Origin of the sequence: Neorhizobium alkalisoli, from assembly GCF_002968635.1 — a bacterium.
Classification (GTDB): domain Bacteria; phylum Pseudomonadota; class Alphaproteobacteria; order Rhizobiales; family Rhizobiaceae; genus Neorhizobium; species Neorhizobium alkalisoli.
Genome location: NZ_PVBN01000014.1, coordinates 1 through 15523 on the forward strand (window position 1 = coordinate 1; position 15523 = coordinate 15523).

Annotated in this window: 19 protein-coding genes; 7 read left to right on the plus strand and 12 right to left on the minus strand. The window is 61.1% G+C overall.

All coding sequences use genetic code 11. The features are described from left to right. Positions 1–427: 427 nt before the first annotated feature. The 3 genes from C5L13_RS24280 to C5L13_RS24290 form a co-directional block, all read right to left on the minus strand. Positions 428–1459 (minus strand): serine hydrolase domain-containing protein, encoded by a 1032-nt coding sequence (locus tag C5L13_RS24280; RefSeq protein WP_105385856.1) that lies wholly within the window; start codon positions 1457–1459, stop codon positions 428–430. Positions 1460–1630: 171 nt separating this feature from the next. After that, positions 1631–2641 carry an NADP-dependent oxidoreductase gene (locus C5L13_RS24285; RefSeq protein ID WP_105385857.1) on the minus strand — a complete coding sequence of 337 codons (1011 nt, stop codon included), beginning with the start codon at positions 2639–2641 and terminating at the stop codon, positions 1631–1633. A 58-nt stretch (positions 2642–2699) separates the two neighbouring features. Further along, entirely contained in the window at positions 2700–3515 is an 816-nt protein-coding gene (locus C5L13_RS24290) for an oxidoreductase (protein ID WP_105385858.1), read from the minus strand. A gap of 89 nt (positions 3516–3604) precedes the next feature. Between C5L13_RS24290 and C5L13_RS24295 the strand changes: the two genes are divergently transcribed. Next, on the plus strand, positions 3605–4036 hold the full coding sequence (locus C5L13_RS24295) for a winged helix-turn-helix transcriptional regulator (RefSeq protein WP_105385859.1): 432 nt from the start codon (positions 3605–3607) through the stop codon (positions 4034–4036). A gap of 40 nt (positions 4037–4076) precedes the next feature. On the opposite strand, the gene C5L13_RS24300 is transcribed toward C5L13_RS24295, so the two are convergent. Then, complete coding sequence (locus tag C5L13_RS24300) at positions 4077–4880, minus strand: potassium channel family protein (protein WP_105385990.1); 804 nt, start codon at positions 4878–4880, stop codon at positions 4077–4079. Positions 4881–5058: 178 nt separating this feature from the next. Here C5L13_RS24300 and C5L13_RS24305 point away from each other — a divergent pair, with 178 nt between their 5' ends. Then, on the plus strand, positions 5059–5325 hold the full coding sequence (locus C5L13_RS24305) for a hypothetical protein (protein WP_105385860.1): 267 nt from the start codon (positions 5059–5061) through the stop codon (positions 5323–5325). Further along, positions 5325–5564, plus strand: coding sequence for a hypothetical protein (locus C5L13_RS24310; protein ID WP_105385861.1), 240 nt, complete (start codon positions 5325–5327; stop codon positions 5562–5564). The genes C5L13_RS24305 and C5L13_RS24310 overlap by 1 nt, the downstream gene beginning before the upstream one ends. 72 nt (positions 5565–5636) lie before the next feature. On the opposite strand, the gene C5L13_RS24315 is transcribed toward C5L13_RS24310, so the two are convergent. From C5L13_RS24315 to odc2, 5 genes are all read right to left on the minus strand, one after another. After that, positions 5637–6170, minus strand: a complete 534-nt coding sequence (locus C5L13_RS24315) for an SRPBCC family protein (protein ID WP_105385862.1) — start codon at positions 6168–6170, stop codon at positions 5637–5639. Beyond that, positions 6167–6535 (minus strand): ArsR/SmtB family transcription factor, encoded by a 369-nt coding sequence (locus C5L13_RS24320; RefSeq protein WP_105385863.1) that lies wholly within the window; start codon positions 6533–6535, stop codon positions 6167–6169. The genes C5L13_RS24315 and C5L13_RS24320 overlap by 4 nt, the downstream gene beginning before the upstream one ends. A 114-nt stretch (positions 6536–6649) precedes the next feature. Next, positions 6650–7297 (minus strand): OmpW/AlkL family protein, encoded by a 648-nt coding sequence (locus C5L13_RS24325; protein WP_245571460.1) that lies wholly within the window; start codon positions 7295–7297, stop codon positions 6650–6652. Between the two features lie 306 nt (positions 7298–7603). Continuing rightward, complete coding sequence (locus tag C5L13_RS24330) at positions 7604–8173, minus strand: GNAT family N-acetyltransferase (RefSeq protein ID WP_105385865.1); 570 nt, start codon at positions 8171–8173, stop codon at positions 7604–7606. A gap of 96 nt (positions 8174–8269) precedes the next feature. After that, positions 8270–9403: an ornithine/lysine decarboxylase gene (gene odc2, locus C5L13_RS24335; RefSeq protein ID WP_105385866.1), complete on the minus strand. Its 1134-nt coding sequence runs from the start codon at positions 9401–9403 to the stop codon at positions 8270–8272. Positions 9404–9948: 545 nt separating this feature from the next. Between odc2 and C5L13_RS24340 the strand changes: the two genes are divergently transcribed. From C5L13_RS24340 to C5L13_RS24350, 3 genes are all read left to right on the plus strand, one after another. Next, complete coding sequence (locus C5L13_RS24340; RefSeq protein WP_105385867.1) at positions 9949–10842, plus strand: LysR family transcriptional regulator; 894 nt, start codon at positions 9949–9951, stop codon at positions 10840–10842. A gap of 92 nt (positions 10843–10934) precedes the next feature. Then, positions 10935–11579: a DUF1007 family protein gene (locus C5L13_RS24345; RefSeq protein WP_105385868.1), complete on the plus strand. Its 645-nt coding sequence runs from the start codon at positions 10935–10937 to the stop codon at positions 11577–11579. Then, on the plus strand, positions 11573–12601 hold the full coding sequence (locus C5L13_RS24350; protein ID WP_105385869.1) for a nickel/cobalt transporter: 1029 nt from the start codon (positions 11573–11575) through the stop codon (positions 12599–12601). Before C5L13_RS24345 ends, C5L13_RS24350 begins: the two co-directional genes overlap by 7 nt. 1 nt (position 12602) lies before the next feature. Here the strand turns inward: C5L13_RS24350 and C5L13_RS24355 are convergent, their stop codons facing one another. Then, positions 12603–13592 (minus strand): zinc-dependent alcohol dehydrogenase family protein, encoded by a 990-nt coding sequence (locus tag C5L13_RS24355; protein WP_105385870.1) that lies wholly within the window; start codon positions 13590–13592, stop codon positions 12603–12605. A 104-nt stretch (positions 13593–13696) separates the two neighbouring features. On the opposite strand from C5L13_RS24355, the gene C5L13_RS24360 reads away from it, so the two are divergent. Continuing rightward, a complete protein-coding gene (locus C5L13_RS24360) occupies positions 13697–14605 on the plus strand; it encodes a LysR family transcriptional regulator (protein WP_105385871.1) in 909 nt (302 codons plus the stop codon). Here the strand turns inward: C5L13_RS24360 and C5L13_RS24365 are convergent, their stop codons facing one another. Beyond that, positions 14606–14806 carry a hypothetical protein gene (locus C5L13_RS24365; protein WP_105385872.1) on the minus strand — a complete coding sequence of 67 codons (201 nt, stop codon included), beginning with the start codon at positions 14804–14806 and terminating at the stop codon, positions 14606–14608. After that, positions 14803–15498: a GNAT family N-acetyltransferase gene (locus tag C5L13_RS24370; RefSeq protein WP_105385873.1), complete on the minus strand. Its 696-nt coding sequence runs from the start codon at positions 15496–15498 to the stop codon at positions 14803–14805. Before C5L13_RS24370 ends, C5L13_RS24365 begins: the two co-directional genes overlap by 4 nt. Positions 15499–15523 lie beyond the last annotated feature (25 nt).

A 15523-nucleotide genomic window follows, 5' to 3' on the forward strand; every position in this document is an offset into this window, starting at 1 on the left:
CCGAACGGCAGTTCTCACCGGCCACAACCGCCGCCACAACACGCTCGCGAAGATCATTCGAAAGAGCTCGTGTCATCAGATGCTGGCCTCCGCCCAGCCAGCACCTTGAATCACAAAACCGGCCCACGGGAATCCCATCAGATTCAGTCAAGCGATGAAACGCTCTAAAAGAGCGGTTCCGGAGGGTCCAAATTCCGAAACGTCTTCCGGCGGCTGGCGCCCTGACGGCGCTTCCCTTGCCTTTACGACCATCACCGGACGCCGGATTGCTCCCGTGGCAAACCGGTTCGCGAACCCGGCTCCCTGCCCGATGACGCCGTCAAAATAGCGCCGGCATGCACGGCGTGGATGATGGAAGCATGGATTGGACAGAGAGAGACTGAACACAAACGGCTATTTCTCACCGACGCCGCCCAAACATCCCCGCTCATACCTGCCGCACCACCCCGATGATCTCGGCGAGCAGGTTGTGCAGGTCGTCGCGATAGCCGCTGCGGGCGGACGGTCCGGTGTCTGCGGAGGTCATGACGACGGTCAAACCCAGAGACGGGACGATATAGACCATCTGGCCGCCATAACCCCAGCCGAACTTGACCTCCTCGCCGCCGATCGTGCGCAAGAACCAGCCGTAACCGTAGCCATCGCCGGAGAAGCGGGAATTGGTGCGCGGCATCCAGGACTGGTCGATCCAGCCCTTCGAGACGATCTGCCTCCCTTCCCTTGTTTTCCCGCCGTTCCGGTAGAGTTCTCCGAAAGCGAGCAGCGAGCGGGCGGTCATGGCCATCTGATTGCCGCCGAGATAGATGCCCTGAGGATCGCGTTCCCAGGAGCCGATGCGAAAACCTTCGACCGGCGCCAGCCATTCCCGTGCCAGCGCAAGCGTCGACTTCCTGCCGACCCGCGTGAGGATCGCCGAAAGCAGATGTGTCGAGGCGGTGGAATAGAGCATCGAACCGCCTGGCTCTCCGTCAAACGGCTCGGCAAGCGCGAAGCGCACCCAGTTCCGGCTTGAGATCCAGCGGCCGTAGTTCGGCCCGGACATGCGGCTGAGCCCCGCCTGCATGGAAAGGAGATTGCCGATAGTGATGTCGTGGATGCGGGGATCGGGATTGGTCGGCAGGTCGGCCTTCAGGATCGGCGCGATCTTCTGGTCCGGCCCGTCGAGCAGCCGCCTGTCGATCGCAATGCCGACAAGGCAGGAGACGATCGATTTCGAAGCCGACTTGATGTTGGTCGGGGCATTGAGAGAATGGCCGTTGAATGCCCGCTCGGCGAGCATCTCGCCATTTCGGGAAACGAGCACGACCTTCAGCGGCTCCAGTTCCGCAGCCCCTTCGAAGACCGTGTTCAACGTCACCGGCGGCTGGGGCACAGGCAGCTGCGACGCGGTCTGGGCAAAGCCGCGGGCGGCGGAAAGCGCGAAAGGCAGGGATAGCAAAGTGGCGCGACGTGTGATCATGCGGGCAAACTAGAGCAGGATCCTTCGCGGGAATATGGCCGAGGGGCGAGATTCACACGGAGGTGATCAGGCGTGAGCGCCTGCGCGATGTTGGTGATCGTGGCGCGCAACGACCCATATCGGATGAGAAACGACGCCAGTGCCGGGCTTTGTTTGGCACCTCTTCGCTGGCTATGGCACCTGCTTCACCGTGATGACGACCTTCCCCTTCGCACGACCCGTTTCGACATAGTCCATTGCCTCGTTGGTTTTTTCGAACGGGAAAACACGGTCCATTACAGGCCGTATGTGACCCGCCTCGATCAGGGAGGCGATCCTTCCGAGCTGCCCACCGTTGGCTGTCATGAAGAGAAACGAATAGTTGATGCCTTGGCGTTTCGATTTTCTCCTGATGCCGAAACTCAACAGGCGCATGACCTGTCGAAGCAGCCAGCCGAAGCCGTTCTGCCTCGCGAACTGCGGATCGGGCGGGCCGGAAATCGAGATGAGCTTTCCGCCGGGCTTCAGCACCCGAAGGGATTTTTCCAGCGTATCCTTCCCAAGACTGTTCAGCACGACATCATAGTCCCGCAGCACTGTCTCGAAGTCATTCTTCTTGTAATCGACCACAACGTCTGCACCGAGACTTTTCACCAGATCGGTATTTGCCGTGCCGGCAGTGGTAGCCACATAGGCCCCGAGATGCTTGGCAAGCTGGATCGCGATCGCACCCACGCCGCCCGAGCCGGCATGTATCAGCACCTTTTGCCCCTTCTGCAAGTTCGCCCGCTCAACAAGCACCTGCCATGCCGTCAGGGCGACAAGCGGAATGGATGCGGCCTCTTCCATGGTCAGATTGCTCGGCTTCATCGCCAGATCGGCCTCGTCGATGGCGATATACTCCGCAAATGTCCCGATGCGATCCTGGGCCGGGCGTGCATAGACCTCGTCGCCTGGTTTGAACTTCCGGACATTGGCTCCGACCCGGACCACGATGCCCGCGAGATCGTTGCCGAGCACCAGCGGAAGACGGTAGGGCAGGATGAGCTTGAACTCTCCATCCCTGATCTTGTTGTCCAAGGGGTTCACCCCGGCGGCATGAATCTCCACCAGGACGTCGTTTTCCCGCAGCTCCGGCATGGGACTTTCGCCGAGCCGCAGCGCACCACCTTTCGAATAGTGATCGATCAGGAATGACTTCATAGGACTAACTCTCGTTTCTATGGTGTGCCGGCAGCGCCGGCAATGCGGCGATGAAAGCTCAATTGGGGAGCCGGTTGAACTTTCGAAGGTTCCTGTCGACGACGGACTCGGGCAGGAAGCGGCGTATGAAACGGACCTGCCCTGCGGCTTTTCCGGCCGTGTAACGTCGTTTGGGGGATGCCGCATTGGCGGCCTTTACGACTGTTTCGGCGACCACTTCGGGTGCATCGCCCTTCGCGACGATTTCGCGCATCAGCCTCTCCGCGTCGGCGCGTACCGTATCATAGACGGCAAGCGGCTGGTCTGGTCGGGTGATGTTTTCTTCGAAGGACGTGCGGGTCACGCCAGGCTCGACGAGCACGACGCGGATGCCCTGTGTTCGCACCTCATGGTCGAGAGACTCCGAATAGCCCTCGACGGCGTGCTTGGTCGATGCGTAGAGAGCGTTAAAAGGCGCAGGGATCAGCCCGAGTATGGAACTGAGGTTGATAATTCGGCCCCTGCCCTGGCGTCTCATCACGGGCAGGACTGCGTTTGTCATTCGTATCGTGCCGAACACGTTGACGTCGAACACGGCCTTCGCCTGTTCAGTCGTGGATTCCTCAGCCCCGCCAAGCAATCCGATCCCCGCATTGTTTACGAGAAGATCGATCCGCCCGGCGCGATCCAGAACCTCATCGACAACCCTCTGCGCCGATGCGTCATCGGTTACGTCGCATATTAGCATCGTGACCCCGTCCGGGGTGTCTGGCATCGGCTTCCGGCTGGTGCCGAAGACACGATAGCCATCGCGCAGCAACGCTCGTGCCGTTACCAGGCCAATGCCTGAGGAAGCCCCCGTGACGAGTGCTATGCCGCGTTCCGTTTTGCTCATCGGTTAGTGCTTTCATTTTAGCGTGGAATATCGATGAGCGATAAGTTACTATGAAATTAGTAGTTAGTCACTATCAAAAAGATATCGACATGAAAAATCTTTCGAACCAACCATGCCTGATCGCCAGAAGCCTGGCGCTTGTAGGAGACGCATGGAGCATGCTGATCATGCGCGACGCCCATGCGGGGCTGACCCGCTTCGACGAGTTTCGCAAGAGCCTCGGCATTGCGCCGACCATGCTGACCGGACGGCTTTCAGGCCTGACGGAGGAGGGGCTGCTGGAGAAACGCCGCTATTCCGACCGCCCCCCCCGGGATGAATATCTGCTGACTGAAGCCGGTCGCGATTTTCTGCCGGTCCTGTTTGCGATCGGCGCGTGGGGACGCAAGCATCGCGGTGGCGGTAAGGTGACCCGCTTCTTCGATGCCGAGACCGGAACGGAGATCGATCCCGTCACCATCGACCGCGCGACAGGCGCTCCCGTCGGAACACGCACCATCCGTATCGTCGCACCCGAGTGACGCCTGATGGTTGTTGCCGCCAAACGCCGGTGCCAGATTGCTAGTCGCCTTCGTCGGGAATGTTGAGAAGGTGGCCGCAGGCCTTGCAGTGTACGGCGTCCGTATCGTGCCGCTGCAGCCCGCATTGAGGACAGGGGAACTGCACCTTGTAGGGCCGCACCACTGCCTGGGCGAGCCTGACGAAAAGGGAGATGCCGATGATCATGGTGATGACGGATGTCAGCTTGCCGGCGGTGCCGGGCAGCGTGATATCGCCGAAGCCCGTGGTGGTGATGGTCGCCACCGTGAAATAGAGGGCGTCGACGAAACCCTCGCCGCCCTCTTCCCGGTAGAAGAAGGTGGTATAGACGAAGCCCGTCACCATGAAGAGGAAGACAAGGAAATTCAGGGCGGCGCGGACGACATCCTGAAGATGGCCCCAGCCGGCCCAACGCAGGCCTTCGCGCAGGAGCGGGCTTTTGCCGATCGCCCATAGGCGCATCACCCTGAGGAAGGCGAAGTTGAACAGGATCTCGGGAAACAGGAGCGTCGCGAGGATGACCGCGTCGATCCACGTCATCGGCCTTTTGAAAAATGTCCGGAAGGATGGCGCCGCAAGGGCCCGCGCCAAAAGCTCGGCGCCGATCCATACCGCAATCGCATAGTCGATGATCAGGTAGGAGGGCCCGGTCCTCAGATAAGGTCCGAGAAGAAAGAAGGCGAGGATGCTGAGATCGATAAATGCCAGGAGCGCCTGCCAGCGCAGAGCCCAATAATCGCGGCCCCGCTCCAGGCGCTGCAGTGCAAGCCTGAGCGACCTGAAACTTGAGAAGGTGGATTTTGGCTGGGGGTTCGGCGTATCCATGAGCGGGAAATAGGCCTGCCCCATCGCCGATCAAGCGGCTTTCGGCGCGGTGCGATCATGGCGGTCGATCGTCATCATCACAGTGGAGTCCGCGCGGGAAGCGGTGTATTGACGTCTCGGCAGCCCGGTCGTACCGACCGAACGAACCACCCGACGTCTCATGAGAGCCGACATCACCATGGCCAAAGCCCCCAAGACCGAACATTCCGAACTCGCCGGCGAATTCACCGAGGACGGCATCACTGTGCTTGTCGACATTTTCCGCCCTGCAGGCGGCCAAGGCGACTGGATGCTCGAGGTGATCACCGAAGAGGAGGACGTGACGTCGTGGGACGAACCTTTCGCAACCGACCGCGAAGCTTTCGATGAATTCCTTGCGACGGTGGAGCGCGACGGCATCCGGTCTTTCTTCGACGAAACCGCGACCGATCCGTCGGTGCATTGATGAAGAAAGTCGAAGATCTCACCAACTCGGCCAAGGCAGTCCATGATCGCTATGCCGCCGGCCGGATGGAGCGGGAAATCGTTCGTCAATGGGTGCTGGGGCTGAGCATGTACCCGGAACCGCACGGCAAAAGGGTTCAGGAGGCGTCGGCCTGGTTCAAGCCTCTTCGCGACGGCATGGATCCCGTCGAGCTGAAGATTGCCGATCTTGCCAGACTAGAGGCGATTTACCGCGGTTGAGGCAAATGCGAAATCTGCCGGAGCCTCAGCTCCGCCGGACGAAACCGGCGGAGCCTGCATCGTCAAATTCGTTCACGCCGGGATTCGGGGCTCGTATTCCTTCTTGAGGCGATTCCAGCCATCCCAGAAGGGTTCCGTCTTTGCGCCCGTCAACCGGGCGGCGAGGACGTCGAGATGCATATGCCAGCCTGCGCCGATCATCAGCATGTTGTTGCGGTCGGAGATGCGGCGGTGGATGACGGTGAGCAGGACGTCGCCGCCGATGGTTTCCAGTTCGAAGGAGACCTCGCCGTGCTCTCCCCAGGTGAAGGTCATCTTGCGGGGCGGATCGAGTTCCGTGATGCGGCTCTGCATCCTGTGCTCTTCGGCAAAACCCTCGGGGCGATTGCCGGGTGGATCGGTCAGTTCGTCGTTCCGCCAGACAAGCTCGAAGGGAGACCCCACCTTCATTTCCATGTCGCCCGCAGCCAGCCAACGGCGCCGCAGCTCGCTTTGCGTGAGGTAGGCCCATACCCGGTCGATCGAACCGGGAAGCAGGCGCTCGATCTTGATGGTGGCGGGCTCGGTTACCGCGCCATAGGCACTGATGGTTGCAAGGTCGTTCATTTCTCGTCTCCTCTTTCCGTTTTTTTGGGTCTTGCTGCATCCTCCTCGCGGAGAAGTCTTTCGAGCTCATCCAGTCTGTTGTTCCAGAACCGCTCGTAGAAGCTCAGCCATTCGTGGGCGCCGGCGAGCGGCCCGGGAGCAAGGCGGCAGATATGGGTGCGGCCGCGCACCTCGCGGCGGATCAACCCCGCATTTTCCAGCGCCTTGATGTGCTTGGAGGCCGCCGCAAGCGAGATCGCAAAGGGCTCCGCAAGCTGGCTCACGGTGCGCTCGCCGCCCGCAAGGCTGCGAAGCATGTGCCGGCGCGTCGCATCGCCGAGGGCATGAAAGACATTGTCGAGTTCGGGGGTGCGTAATTCAACCATACAGTTGAATATAGAGGTGAGACTCTCGATAGTCAACCATATGGTTGAATATTTCTCCAGACAAAAACGGCGCGGTGATAAGCCGCACCGTTTCCCCTTGTGGGATTACCCGTCCTAGAACCGGTAGGTCACGCCCGCCCCGACCAGCCAGGGATTGATCTTCGCTTTTCCGGAGAGCGGACCGAGAACATCGTGATCGGCCTTCCAGTCAGTTTCCAGGAAGATCTTCTTCACGTCGAAGTTCACCCCCCAATGCTGGTCGATCATGTAGTCGAAACCGACCTGAAGCGCTGCGCCGACATGATTGTCGACGTCGAGGTTGTGAAAGCCCGCCTTCTCCGACTGGTTATAGAAGAACGAATAGTTGACGCCCGCGCCCACGTAGGGCTTGAAGGCGCCGAAATCGGTGAAGTGGTACTGCAACGTCAGCGTCGGCGGCAGGAGCCAGGCGCGGCCGACCGGAACGCCGACGACGCCGTCTTCCTTGATGTTCGCATAGGTCGTACCGAGGATGAGTTCGGCGGCGATGTTGTCGGTGAAGAAGTAGGTGATATCCAGCTCCGGAATAACCGAATCGGAAAAGGACAGATCAGAACCCGGCACACCGTCGACCGAACCGCGATCCTCAGTGATGACGCCCAAACCGCGTACGCGGATCTGCCACGGGCTTTGCCCAGTCGCCATCTCCTCCGCCGCCGGGGCAACGGGAGCCGGCGTGAGGTCCGCGGCCGCTGCCCCGAATGCGAAAAAAGCCGCGCCCATGCCCGCCAGCCATCTCAGATGCCGTGCGCCATTCCTGTTCATTGGTCTCTCCTGGGATCAAAATCTCTTTGCGAAGACCGGTCTACGGTCCTCCTCGAAGAGTGGGATTGATCAGGATCAACCACGGTTGACGGATGTCAGGTGGAGGCGACACAAGGCGAATTTGTCGCATGTTTCCCGTGTCGGTCAGGCGCGCGACCTGCCTTGGACGGGAGGCAAAGAAAACCCCGCGTCTCGTTTCAAAGACGCGGGGTTCGGGCAGATCGGAAAGACGCGCGGCCTGGGCTTGCTAAATGTGTTTTTCGCTCAGGCCAGCTTGCGTCCGTTCGGCACGATCATGCCCGCGGCACCTTCCAGCCAGCCGGCCTTCAGTTCGAGCGCCAGGAAACGAGAGCGCTCGAAGGGGCCGGGCATGACGAGATGCCGGGTCTTGTCGGCAAAAAAGCCGAACCGTTCATAATAGGCCGCATCGCCGACGAGCAGCACCGCACCATGGCCCCGCTTATGGGCCTCGGTAATCGCCGCACGCATCAATGCTCCGCCGATCCCCTTCCCCTCATGGGCGGAATCGACCGCGAGCGGGCCGAGCAGCAGCGCCTCGATCGGCGCACCCTCGGGCGAAATGCCGGCTTCGACATTCCAAAGGCGCACGGTGCCGATCACATGGCCGGCGCCGTCGCGCGCGACGATTGCCAGACCTTCCGCCGGCACGCGGCCGCGGCGGATCTTTTCAGACGACTTCAACCTGCGATCCGAGCCCATGGCGCGATCGAGCAGGGTTTCACGGGCAACCACGTCGGCCGGTGTTTCGGCATCGATGGCAAAGGTGTTGTTCGGCGCGAAAATTGCGCGGACAGAATCAAGAACAGTGGCCATCTTGGCCTCCCGAACCCAAAACCGTTCAAGGCGGTACTGCGGAAAATTGTGAATTTGCCGCCCCGACTGGTTACGGGGCGGGCGGAAACGAACGTCTTAGATGACGTAGGCCTTGAGCGGCTCGAAGCCGTTGAAGGCGACGGCCGAATAGGTCGTCGTGTAGGCGCCGGTGCCTTCGATCAGAACCTCGTCGCCGATCGTCAGAGAGACCGGCAGCGGATACATGTTCTTCTCGTACATCACGTCGGCCGAGTCGCAGGTCGGGCCGGCCAGAACGCAGGGCTCCATCTCGTCCTGATCGCGTGTCGTGCGGATCGGGTAGCGGATCGCCTCGTCCATGGTTTCGGCGAGACCGCCGAACTTGCCGATGTCGAGGAAGACCCAGCGATGGTTGTCGTTGTCCGACTTGCGCGAGACCAGGACGACTTCCGCCTTGATGACGCCCGCATTGCCGACCATGCCGCGACCCGGCTCGATGATCGTCTTCGGCAGGTTGTTGCCGAAATGCTTGCGCAGCGAAGCGAAAATCGCCTTGCCATACTCTTCCGCCTTCGGCACGTCGCGCAGGTACTTGGTCGGGAAACCACCGCCCATGTTGACCATCTGCAGGACGATGCCCTGCTTGGCGAGCGAACCGAAGACGCGCTTGGCATCGGCAAGAGCCGCATCCCAGGCATCGACCTTGGTCATCTGCGAGCCGACATGGAAGGACACGCCGTAGGACTCCAGGCCGAGCTGGTGAGCGTAGACGAGCACGTCGACGGCCATCTGCGGGACGCAGCCGAACTTGCGCGACAGCGGCCATTCGGCGCCTTCGCCATCGGTCAGCACGCGGCAGAATACCTTCGCACCCGGGGCAGCGCGAGAAATCTTCTCGACTTCCTCATGGCTGTCGACGGCATAGAGGCCGACGCCGAGCGCGAAGGCGCGAGCGATGTCGCGTTCCTTCTTGATCGTGTTGCCGAAGGAGATGCGATCAGCCGAAGCGCCGGCGTCGAGAGCCATCTGGATTTCGGCGACCGAGGCGCAATCGAAGTTCGACCCCATCGAAGCGAGAAGCTTCAGAATTGCCGGTTCCGGGTTGGCCTTGACCGCGTAGTAGATCGCGCTGTCCGGCAGGGCATGACGGAAGGCGTTGAAATTGTCGCGCACGACGTCGAGATCGACAACAAGAAACGGTCCTTCGGGACGCTGGGTCTTGATGAAGTCGAGGATGCGAGCAGTGGTCATCGGTCAGTCCCTTCAAAATCTTCAGGCTCCGGCTGCGAACCGGAGGACAAAGGACGGATGAGAATGCGTACGGACCAGTTGGTGGAGACACCGGTACCGTGAACACGCTCAAACGCGCGATATGTGGATCAACGCCCTGCCACGAGCAATGATCCGGCTTTGTCTGCCTTGGATTGGAGGGTTGTCCCTACCGCACTTCCGGCAATGATGGTGTGCCTCTTCAGTATTGCAGGCTGATGGAAAGCCTGCAGAGACTAGAAAGGCCCGCACCGTCGTTGCTTCAAGATGTCCTCGCATTTCCCGGTTGGCCGGAATAGCGACTGGAGGGGTTAGTTCCAGGTACCTTACCGATGACCTCACCTTAGGGATAAAATCCCAATTCGAGGGTCGGCGGACACCCACAGGCACGTGCGACTTTGGGCAAGCCGGGAGATAAGAATATTCGTCGTCATAATCAAGAGATTTTTTGGCCGTCACTGAAAATTCGCATTGCACAATCGCAAACGACATCCCACCTAGGGCTTCACCAAGCAAGGGGGCGACATTTGGACACTCTGACACGCATGCGGGCCTTCATCGATGTGGTTGAGGCGGAAGGCTTTTCGGCCGCCGCACGACGGACCGGCCGATCGAAGGCGCTGCTGTCAAAATATGTGCGCGAACTGGAAGACGATCTGGGGGCGCTGCTGCTCAACCGCACCACCCGCCAGTTCTCGATGACCGAGGCCGGCCATACCTATTACCGCACCGCCGCCGACATCCTGAAGGAGATCGACAACCTCGCCGATCTGGTGCGCGAGAACAACGCGGACCTCAAGGGACGGCTGCGGGTTTCCGTGCCGCGCACCTTCGTCGACGCCGAAGTGGGCCAGTCGCTCATCGATTTCGCCAAGACGCATCCGGAAGTTTCCCTCGAAATCGTCGCGGAAGACCGGTTCGTCGACCTGATCGAGGAGAATTTCGACCTCGCCATCCGAATCACCAAACTGGAAGATTCCGGCCTGATCGCCAAGAAGCTCTCCGATTTCCGGGTCTATACCGTCGCGACCGCGGATTTCGTCGCCCAATACGGTCCGCTCGAACACCCGCAGGACCTCAACCGGGTTCCCTTCATCATCGACACCAATTCGCGCTGGCACAACAATGTGCGCTTCACGAATGCCGAAGGCTCCACCATTTCGGTCGCCGTCAGCGGTCCGATGGAGGTCAACAGCCCGCAGGCAACGCTGCGGGCCGCCCGCGCCGGCATCGGCGTGGCGATCATCCCCGATTTCATTGCCAATGCCTCGATCCAGTCGGGCGAACTCGTCACCCTCTTCGACGACTACATTGCTAGAGATCGCGGCATCTATGCCGTCTATCCGCATCGCCGCTACCTGCCGGCGAAGGTCAGAAGCTTCGTCGATTTTCTCTCCGCCTGGTTCCGCAGGCAGCATTGAGTCGATAGGCTCGCAGGCGCCCCCGAGTCGAAATTCCGTCTCATTTGCGAGGCAAAGCAGGCGCTGGCGAACCGGGGAGATTCAGACGGAATATGCGTTATAAAATCTCGACAATTGCCGCGCTTGCGGCGACCTGCATGCCGCTTCCCGCGCTTGCCCATCCGCATATCTTCGCGGAAGCAAGGCTGGAGGTGGTGGCCGGCAACGACGGCAATCTCGGCGAACTCCACAATGTCTGGCGCTTCGACGAGGTCTTTTCCTCGAGCGTCCTGCTCGACTTCGACAAGAACACCAATCTCAAGCTGGACGAGAACGAGCTTGCCGAACTCGGCGAGGTGATGCGCAAGTCGCTTGCCGACTACCATTATTTCACAACGATCACGATGAACGGGGCCAATATCGGCGTGCAGCAGCCGGACGTGATCCACGTCTCGCTCGAGGGCAGCCAGATCCTCGTCATCTTCGCGATCAAACCGGAAAAACCGGTCCCGCTGAAGGGCAAACTCGCCTTCGGCATCTATGATCCTTCCATGTACACCTCGATCGACTTTCCGACCGATGGCGACCTGGTGGCGCAAGGGACCGGGTTCTCGCATTGCCAGCACAAGGTGGTGCGTCCGGACCCGGATGAAGTGCTTTCGCAAAACAGCGCCTCGCTGACCGACGCCTTCTTCAGCGATCCGACCGGCACCGACATGTCGAAACTGTTCGCCACCAGACTGGAAGTGACATGCTGAAGAGCCGCCGCACTCTGGCGCTGACCGTTCTTGCGGCGCTGGTGATTGCCGGCGCCGCGCATGCACAATCGCCGCTCGGCGTCGGATCGGCCGAACCGGCATTCTCGGTTGGCGGACCACTCGGCCCCTTCTTCGCCTGGATCAACACGCATCAGCAGGCCTTCTATAGGGCGCTGACGGGCGCGCTGCGAGCGATGCGCGAGGACCCGTGGGCGCTTTCCGGCCTGATCGGCCTCTCCTTTGCGTATGGCGTCTTCCATGCGGCCGGCCCCGGGCACGGCAAGGCGGTGATCTCCTCCTACATGATCGCCAACGAGATCGCGCTGAAACGCGGCATCGTCATCTCCTTCATCTCCTCTCTTCTCCAGGGCGCGGTGGCGATCCTTCTGGTCGGAGCGGCCTTCGTGCTGCTGCGCGGCAGCGGCATCTCCATGACTCAGGCGACCCAGGTCATGGAGATCGCCAGTTTCGCGCTGGTGGCGCTTTTCGGAGCCTGGCTTCTTTTCAAGAAGGTCCGTGCGCTCCGCATGCGCGTGGTGAGCTTGCCGATGGCAGCGCCGGCCGGCCCCGGCCGCGGTTCGACGGGCCTCAATTTCCAGGCGATCGAAGTCGACGATCACGAATATCAGGGCCGAGGCGATTACTGCGAGACCTGCGGCGTCAGCCACATGCCTGACCCGGCGATGCTCGAAGCCAGGGATTTCAGCCTGCGGGAAGCCTGGTCGGCCATCATAGCCGTCGGCCTGCGCCCCTGCTCCGGCGCGATCCTGGTGATGAGCTTCGCGCTTCTGAACAGCCTTTATCTCGGCGGGATACTCTCGGTGCTGGCCATGTCGATCGGCACGGCGATCACCGTGACGATCCTGGCGATGATAGCGGTGGGTGCCAAGGACCTCGCGCTGCGGATCGCCGGCCCCGGTTCGCGGACCGGGCGCCGCATCGGCCATGCGATCGAGATCGGCGGCGCGCTTTTCGTGCTGCTGGTGGGCCTGTCCCTGCTTGGTGCGGCACTTCAGGCCTAACTCAGACCGTCACGACGATCTTGCCTAACTGTTGGTTCGATTCGAGAAAGCGGTGCGCCTCGACGATCTCCTCGAACGGAAAGGTCCTGGCAATAACCGGCCTGAGCAAGCCTTTTTCCAGTCCTGCAAGGATAAATGCCTTGGCGGCCTCCAGCCGAACAGGGTTCCCGGTGATCTCGTGGACGAGATAACCGCGCAGCATCAGGCTTTTGGAAAGCGCGGTAAAAAGCGGAAAGGGCGTCGGCTCGGCGCTCAGGCCCCCATATTCCAGAAGAAGTCCGCCGCGCGACATGGCGGCCGTCAGCGGTTCGAAAATCGGGCCGCCGATCGCATCCAGCACCACCCGGACGCCTTCCGCACCGGTGATCTGCTTTAGACGACCTTCCAGATCCTCTTCCGCCGAAACGACGACATGGCTGGCACCTGCCTGCAGCAATGCCTCTTTCTTGGCCGACGTTCTGGTGATGGCGATGGGGGTCGCGCCGACGAGGTTGGCGATCTGGATCGCGGCGAGCCCGACGCTGCTCGAGGCCGCGGTGATGGCGACGAAATCGCCCTTTGCGACCTGAGCGATGCCGATCAGGGCTCCATAGGCGGTGAGATACGACATCCAGAGGGCGGCTGCGGCCTCGAAGCTCAGCGACGGCGGATGCCTGACCAGCAGATTGGCGGGAAAGCTGACCTGGTCGCCATAAGCCGGCCAGCGGATCATCGAGATCGGCGGCACGATGCTTACGGCGTCACCCGGCGCAAACCCTTCCACACCCTCCCCGACCCTGTCGACGATACCAGCCGCTTCAAGCCCGAGGCCCGAAGGCAAGCTTGGCGTTTCGATATAGGTTCCGGCCCGCAACAGGGCCTCGGCACGGTTGAGGCCGAGCGCCTTGACGCGAATGCGTACTTCACCTTCACCAGGCGGCGGAGCATCGACGGTCTCGATGCGCAGAACCTCGGGGCCACCATGCTCATGGAAGCGAACGACACGTGCCATTCCGTTTCAACTCCGAAATAATTGAATTGAATGAGCTATGACATCCGCTATCACCACGATAAATAGCATCCTTGGCGAGACAGAAATAACCAGGGCTTTCGAATATGGATCGACTGACCAGCATGGCCGCATTCGTCAAGGTCGTCGACTTGGGCTCCTTCGCGGCTGCCGCAGCGGCACTTGATCTTTCCGCTCCCATGATCGGCAAGCACGTGCAGTTTCTTGAACATCGGCTGGGTGCGCGCCTCCTCAACAGGACGACGCGCCGCCAGAGCCTCACCGATCTCGGCCGTGCCTATTACGATCGCTGCCGGATGATCCTTGCGGAAGCCGAAGCCGCCGACGCACTGGCGGTCGATCACCAGTCCGAGCCGCGCGGCAGGTTGCGGGTGGCCATGCCTGTCCATTTCGGACGGCATTGCGTGCTTCCCGTGCTGATGGACTTCGCACGGCAATATCCGTCGCTGGAACTGGATCTCGCTTTTGGCGACCGTTTCGTCGATCTTGCCGATGACGGCTATGACCTGGCGATCCGCACCGGCGAACTGGAAAGCCGCGCCGGCGTCATCGCCCGCCGTGTTGCCCGCCAACCCATGGTCGTCTGCGCCTCACCGGCCTATCTGGAAACCCACGGCCGGCCAAATGCGGCCGAGGAACTCGCCAGCCATCGTGCGGTGATCTATCGGCGGTCGGGACCGGTTCCACCCTGGCTCTTTCCGAGAGACGGGCTGCCGCCGCTGGAAGTGACGCCGCTCAATCGCATCCGGCTGGATGACTTGGATGCGATTGCCGATGCCGCCGTGATGGGCATGGGTTTGGCGTGGGTGCCCTATTGGCTAGTGCGCGAGCGGATCGAGGCCGGCGTGCTGGTCGGGCTCCTTCCGGATCAGCCGCCGTTTCTCTACGATTGCCATGCTCTTTGGCTGCAGACGCCGTATCTGCCGTTGAAGGTCCGGCTCGCCGTCGACGCTCTGGCGGCCGCACTGCCGCGGCTCATGAGAGAACGCGCCTGACTACTTCCGCCGCTGGTAGCGCGCCCTTAGCCAGAAGATCAGGAAGAAACCAAGCAACAGCGCCGCGCCGACGGCGAAACCGAGCACCGGCGAATAATTGCCGATCCAGAGCACCAGCGTCGGCAGGAAATAGATCACCAGTCCCACACAAAGCAGGATGACGGCAGCGGCGGTCGCCTGGGAACGGCTCTCGGGGGTCATGCGGCAGCTCCGTCTGCAATCTCGGCGCGGATATCTTCGAGCCGCCGTTTCTGCCTGTCTTCCGCGTCAAAATTCTCCGGCGCCAGCCAGGCCTCGAAAGCGGCCTTGATGATCGGCCATTCCGTATCGATCATCGAGAACCAGGCCGTATCGCGGTTGGCGCCGCGGGAGATGACATGCTGGCGGAAGACGCCCTCGAAAGTGAAGCCGTAGCGCAGCGCCGTCACCTTGCTCGCCTCGTTTTCGTTGTGGCATTTCCACTCGTAGCGACGGTAGTCGAGATCGTCGAAGACGTGCTTTGCCATCAGGTAATGCAGCTCGGTCGACATGGGCGACCGCTTCATTGCCAGGCCATGGGCGACGGAACCGACTTCCACCACGCCGTTCTTCGGATCGGGGCGCATGTAGCTCGCCATGCCGACAATCGCACCGGTGGCGTTTTCGCGGGCGACAAGCGTCACGAAACTGGAATTGATGCGGGCGTTCTCCAGCCACGCCCCCAGTTCTTCAGCCGATCCGTAGTCGTCATTGGGGAAATATTTGAGCAGCGTATTGATGCCTTCCGCGCCACCAAGTGCCTGCCAAAGACCGGAAAGATGCGCTTGCCTGTCATAGGGTTCGAGCGTGACGAAACTGCCCTTCAGTGTAACGGGTGCGGGTGCACCCACTTTGTAATTCTTGAGATCGCGCATGGAAGGCCTCTGTCTTGACGAACAG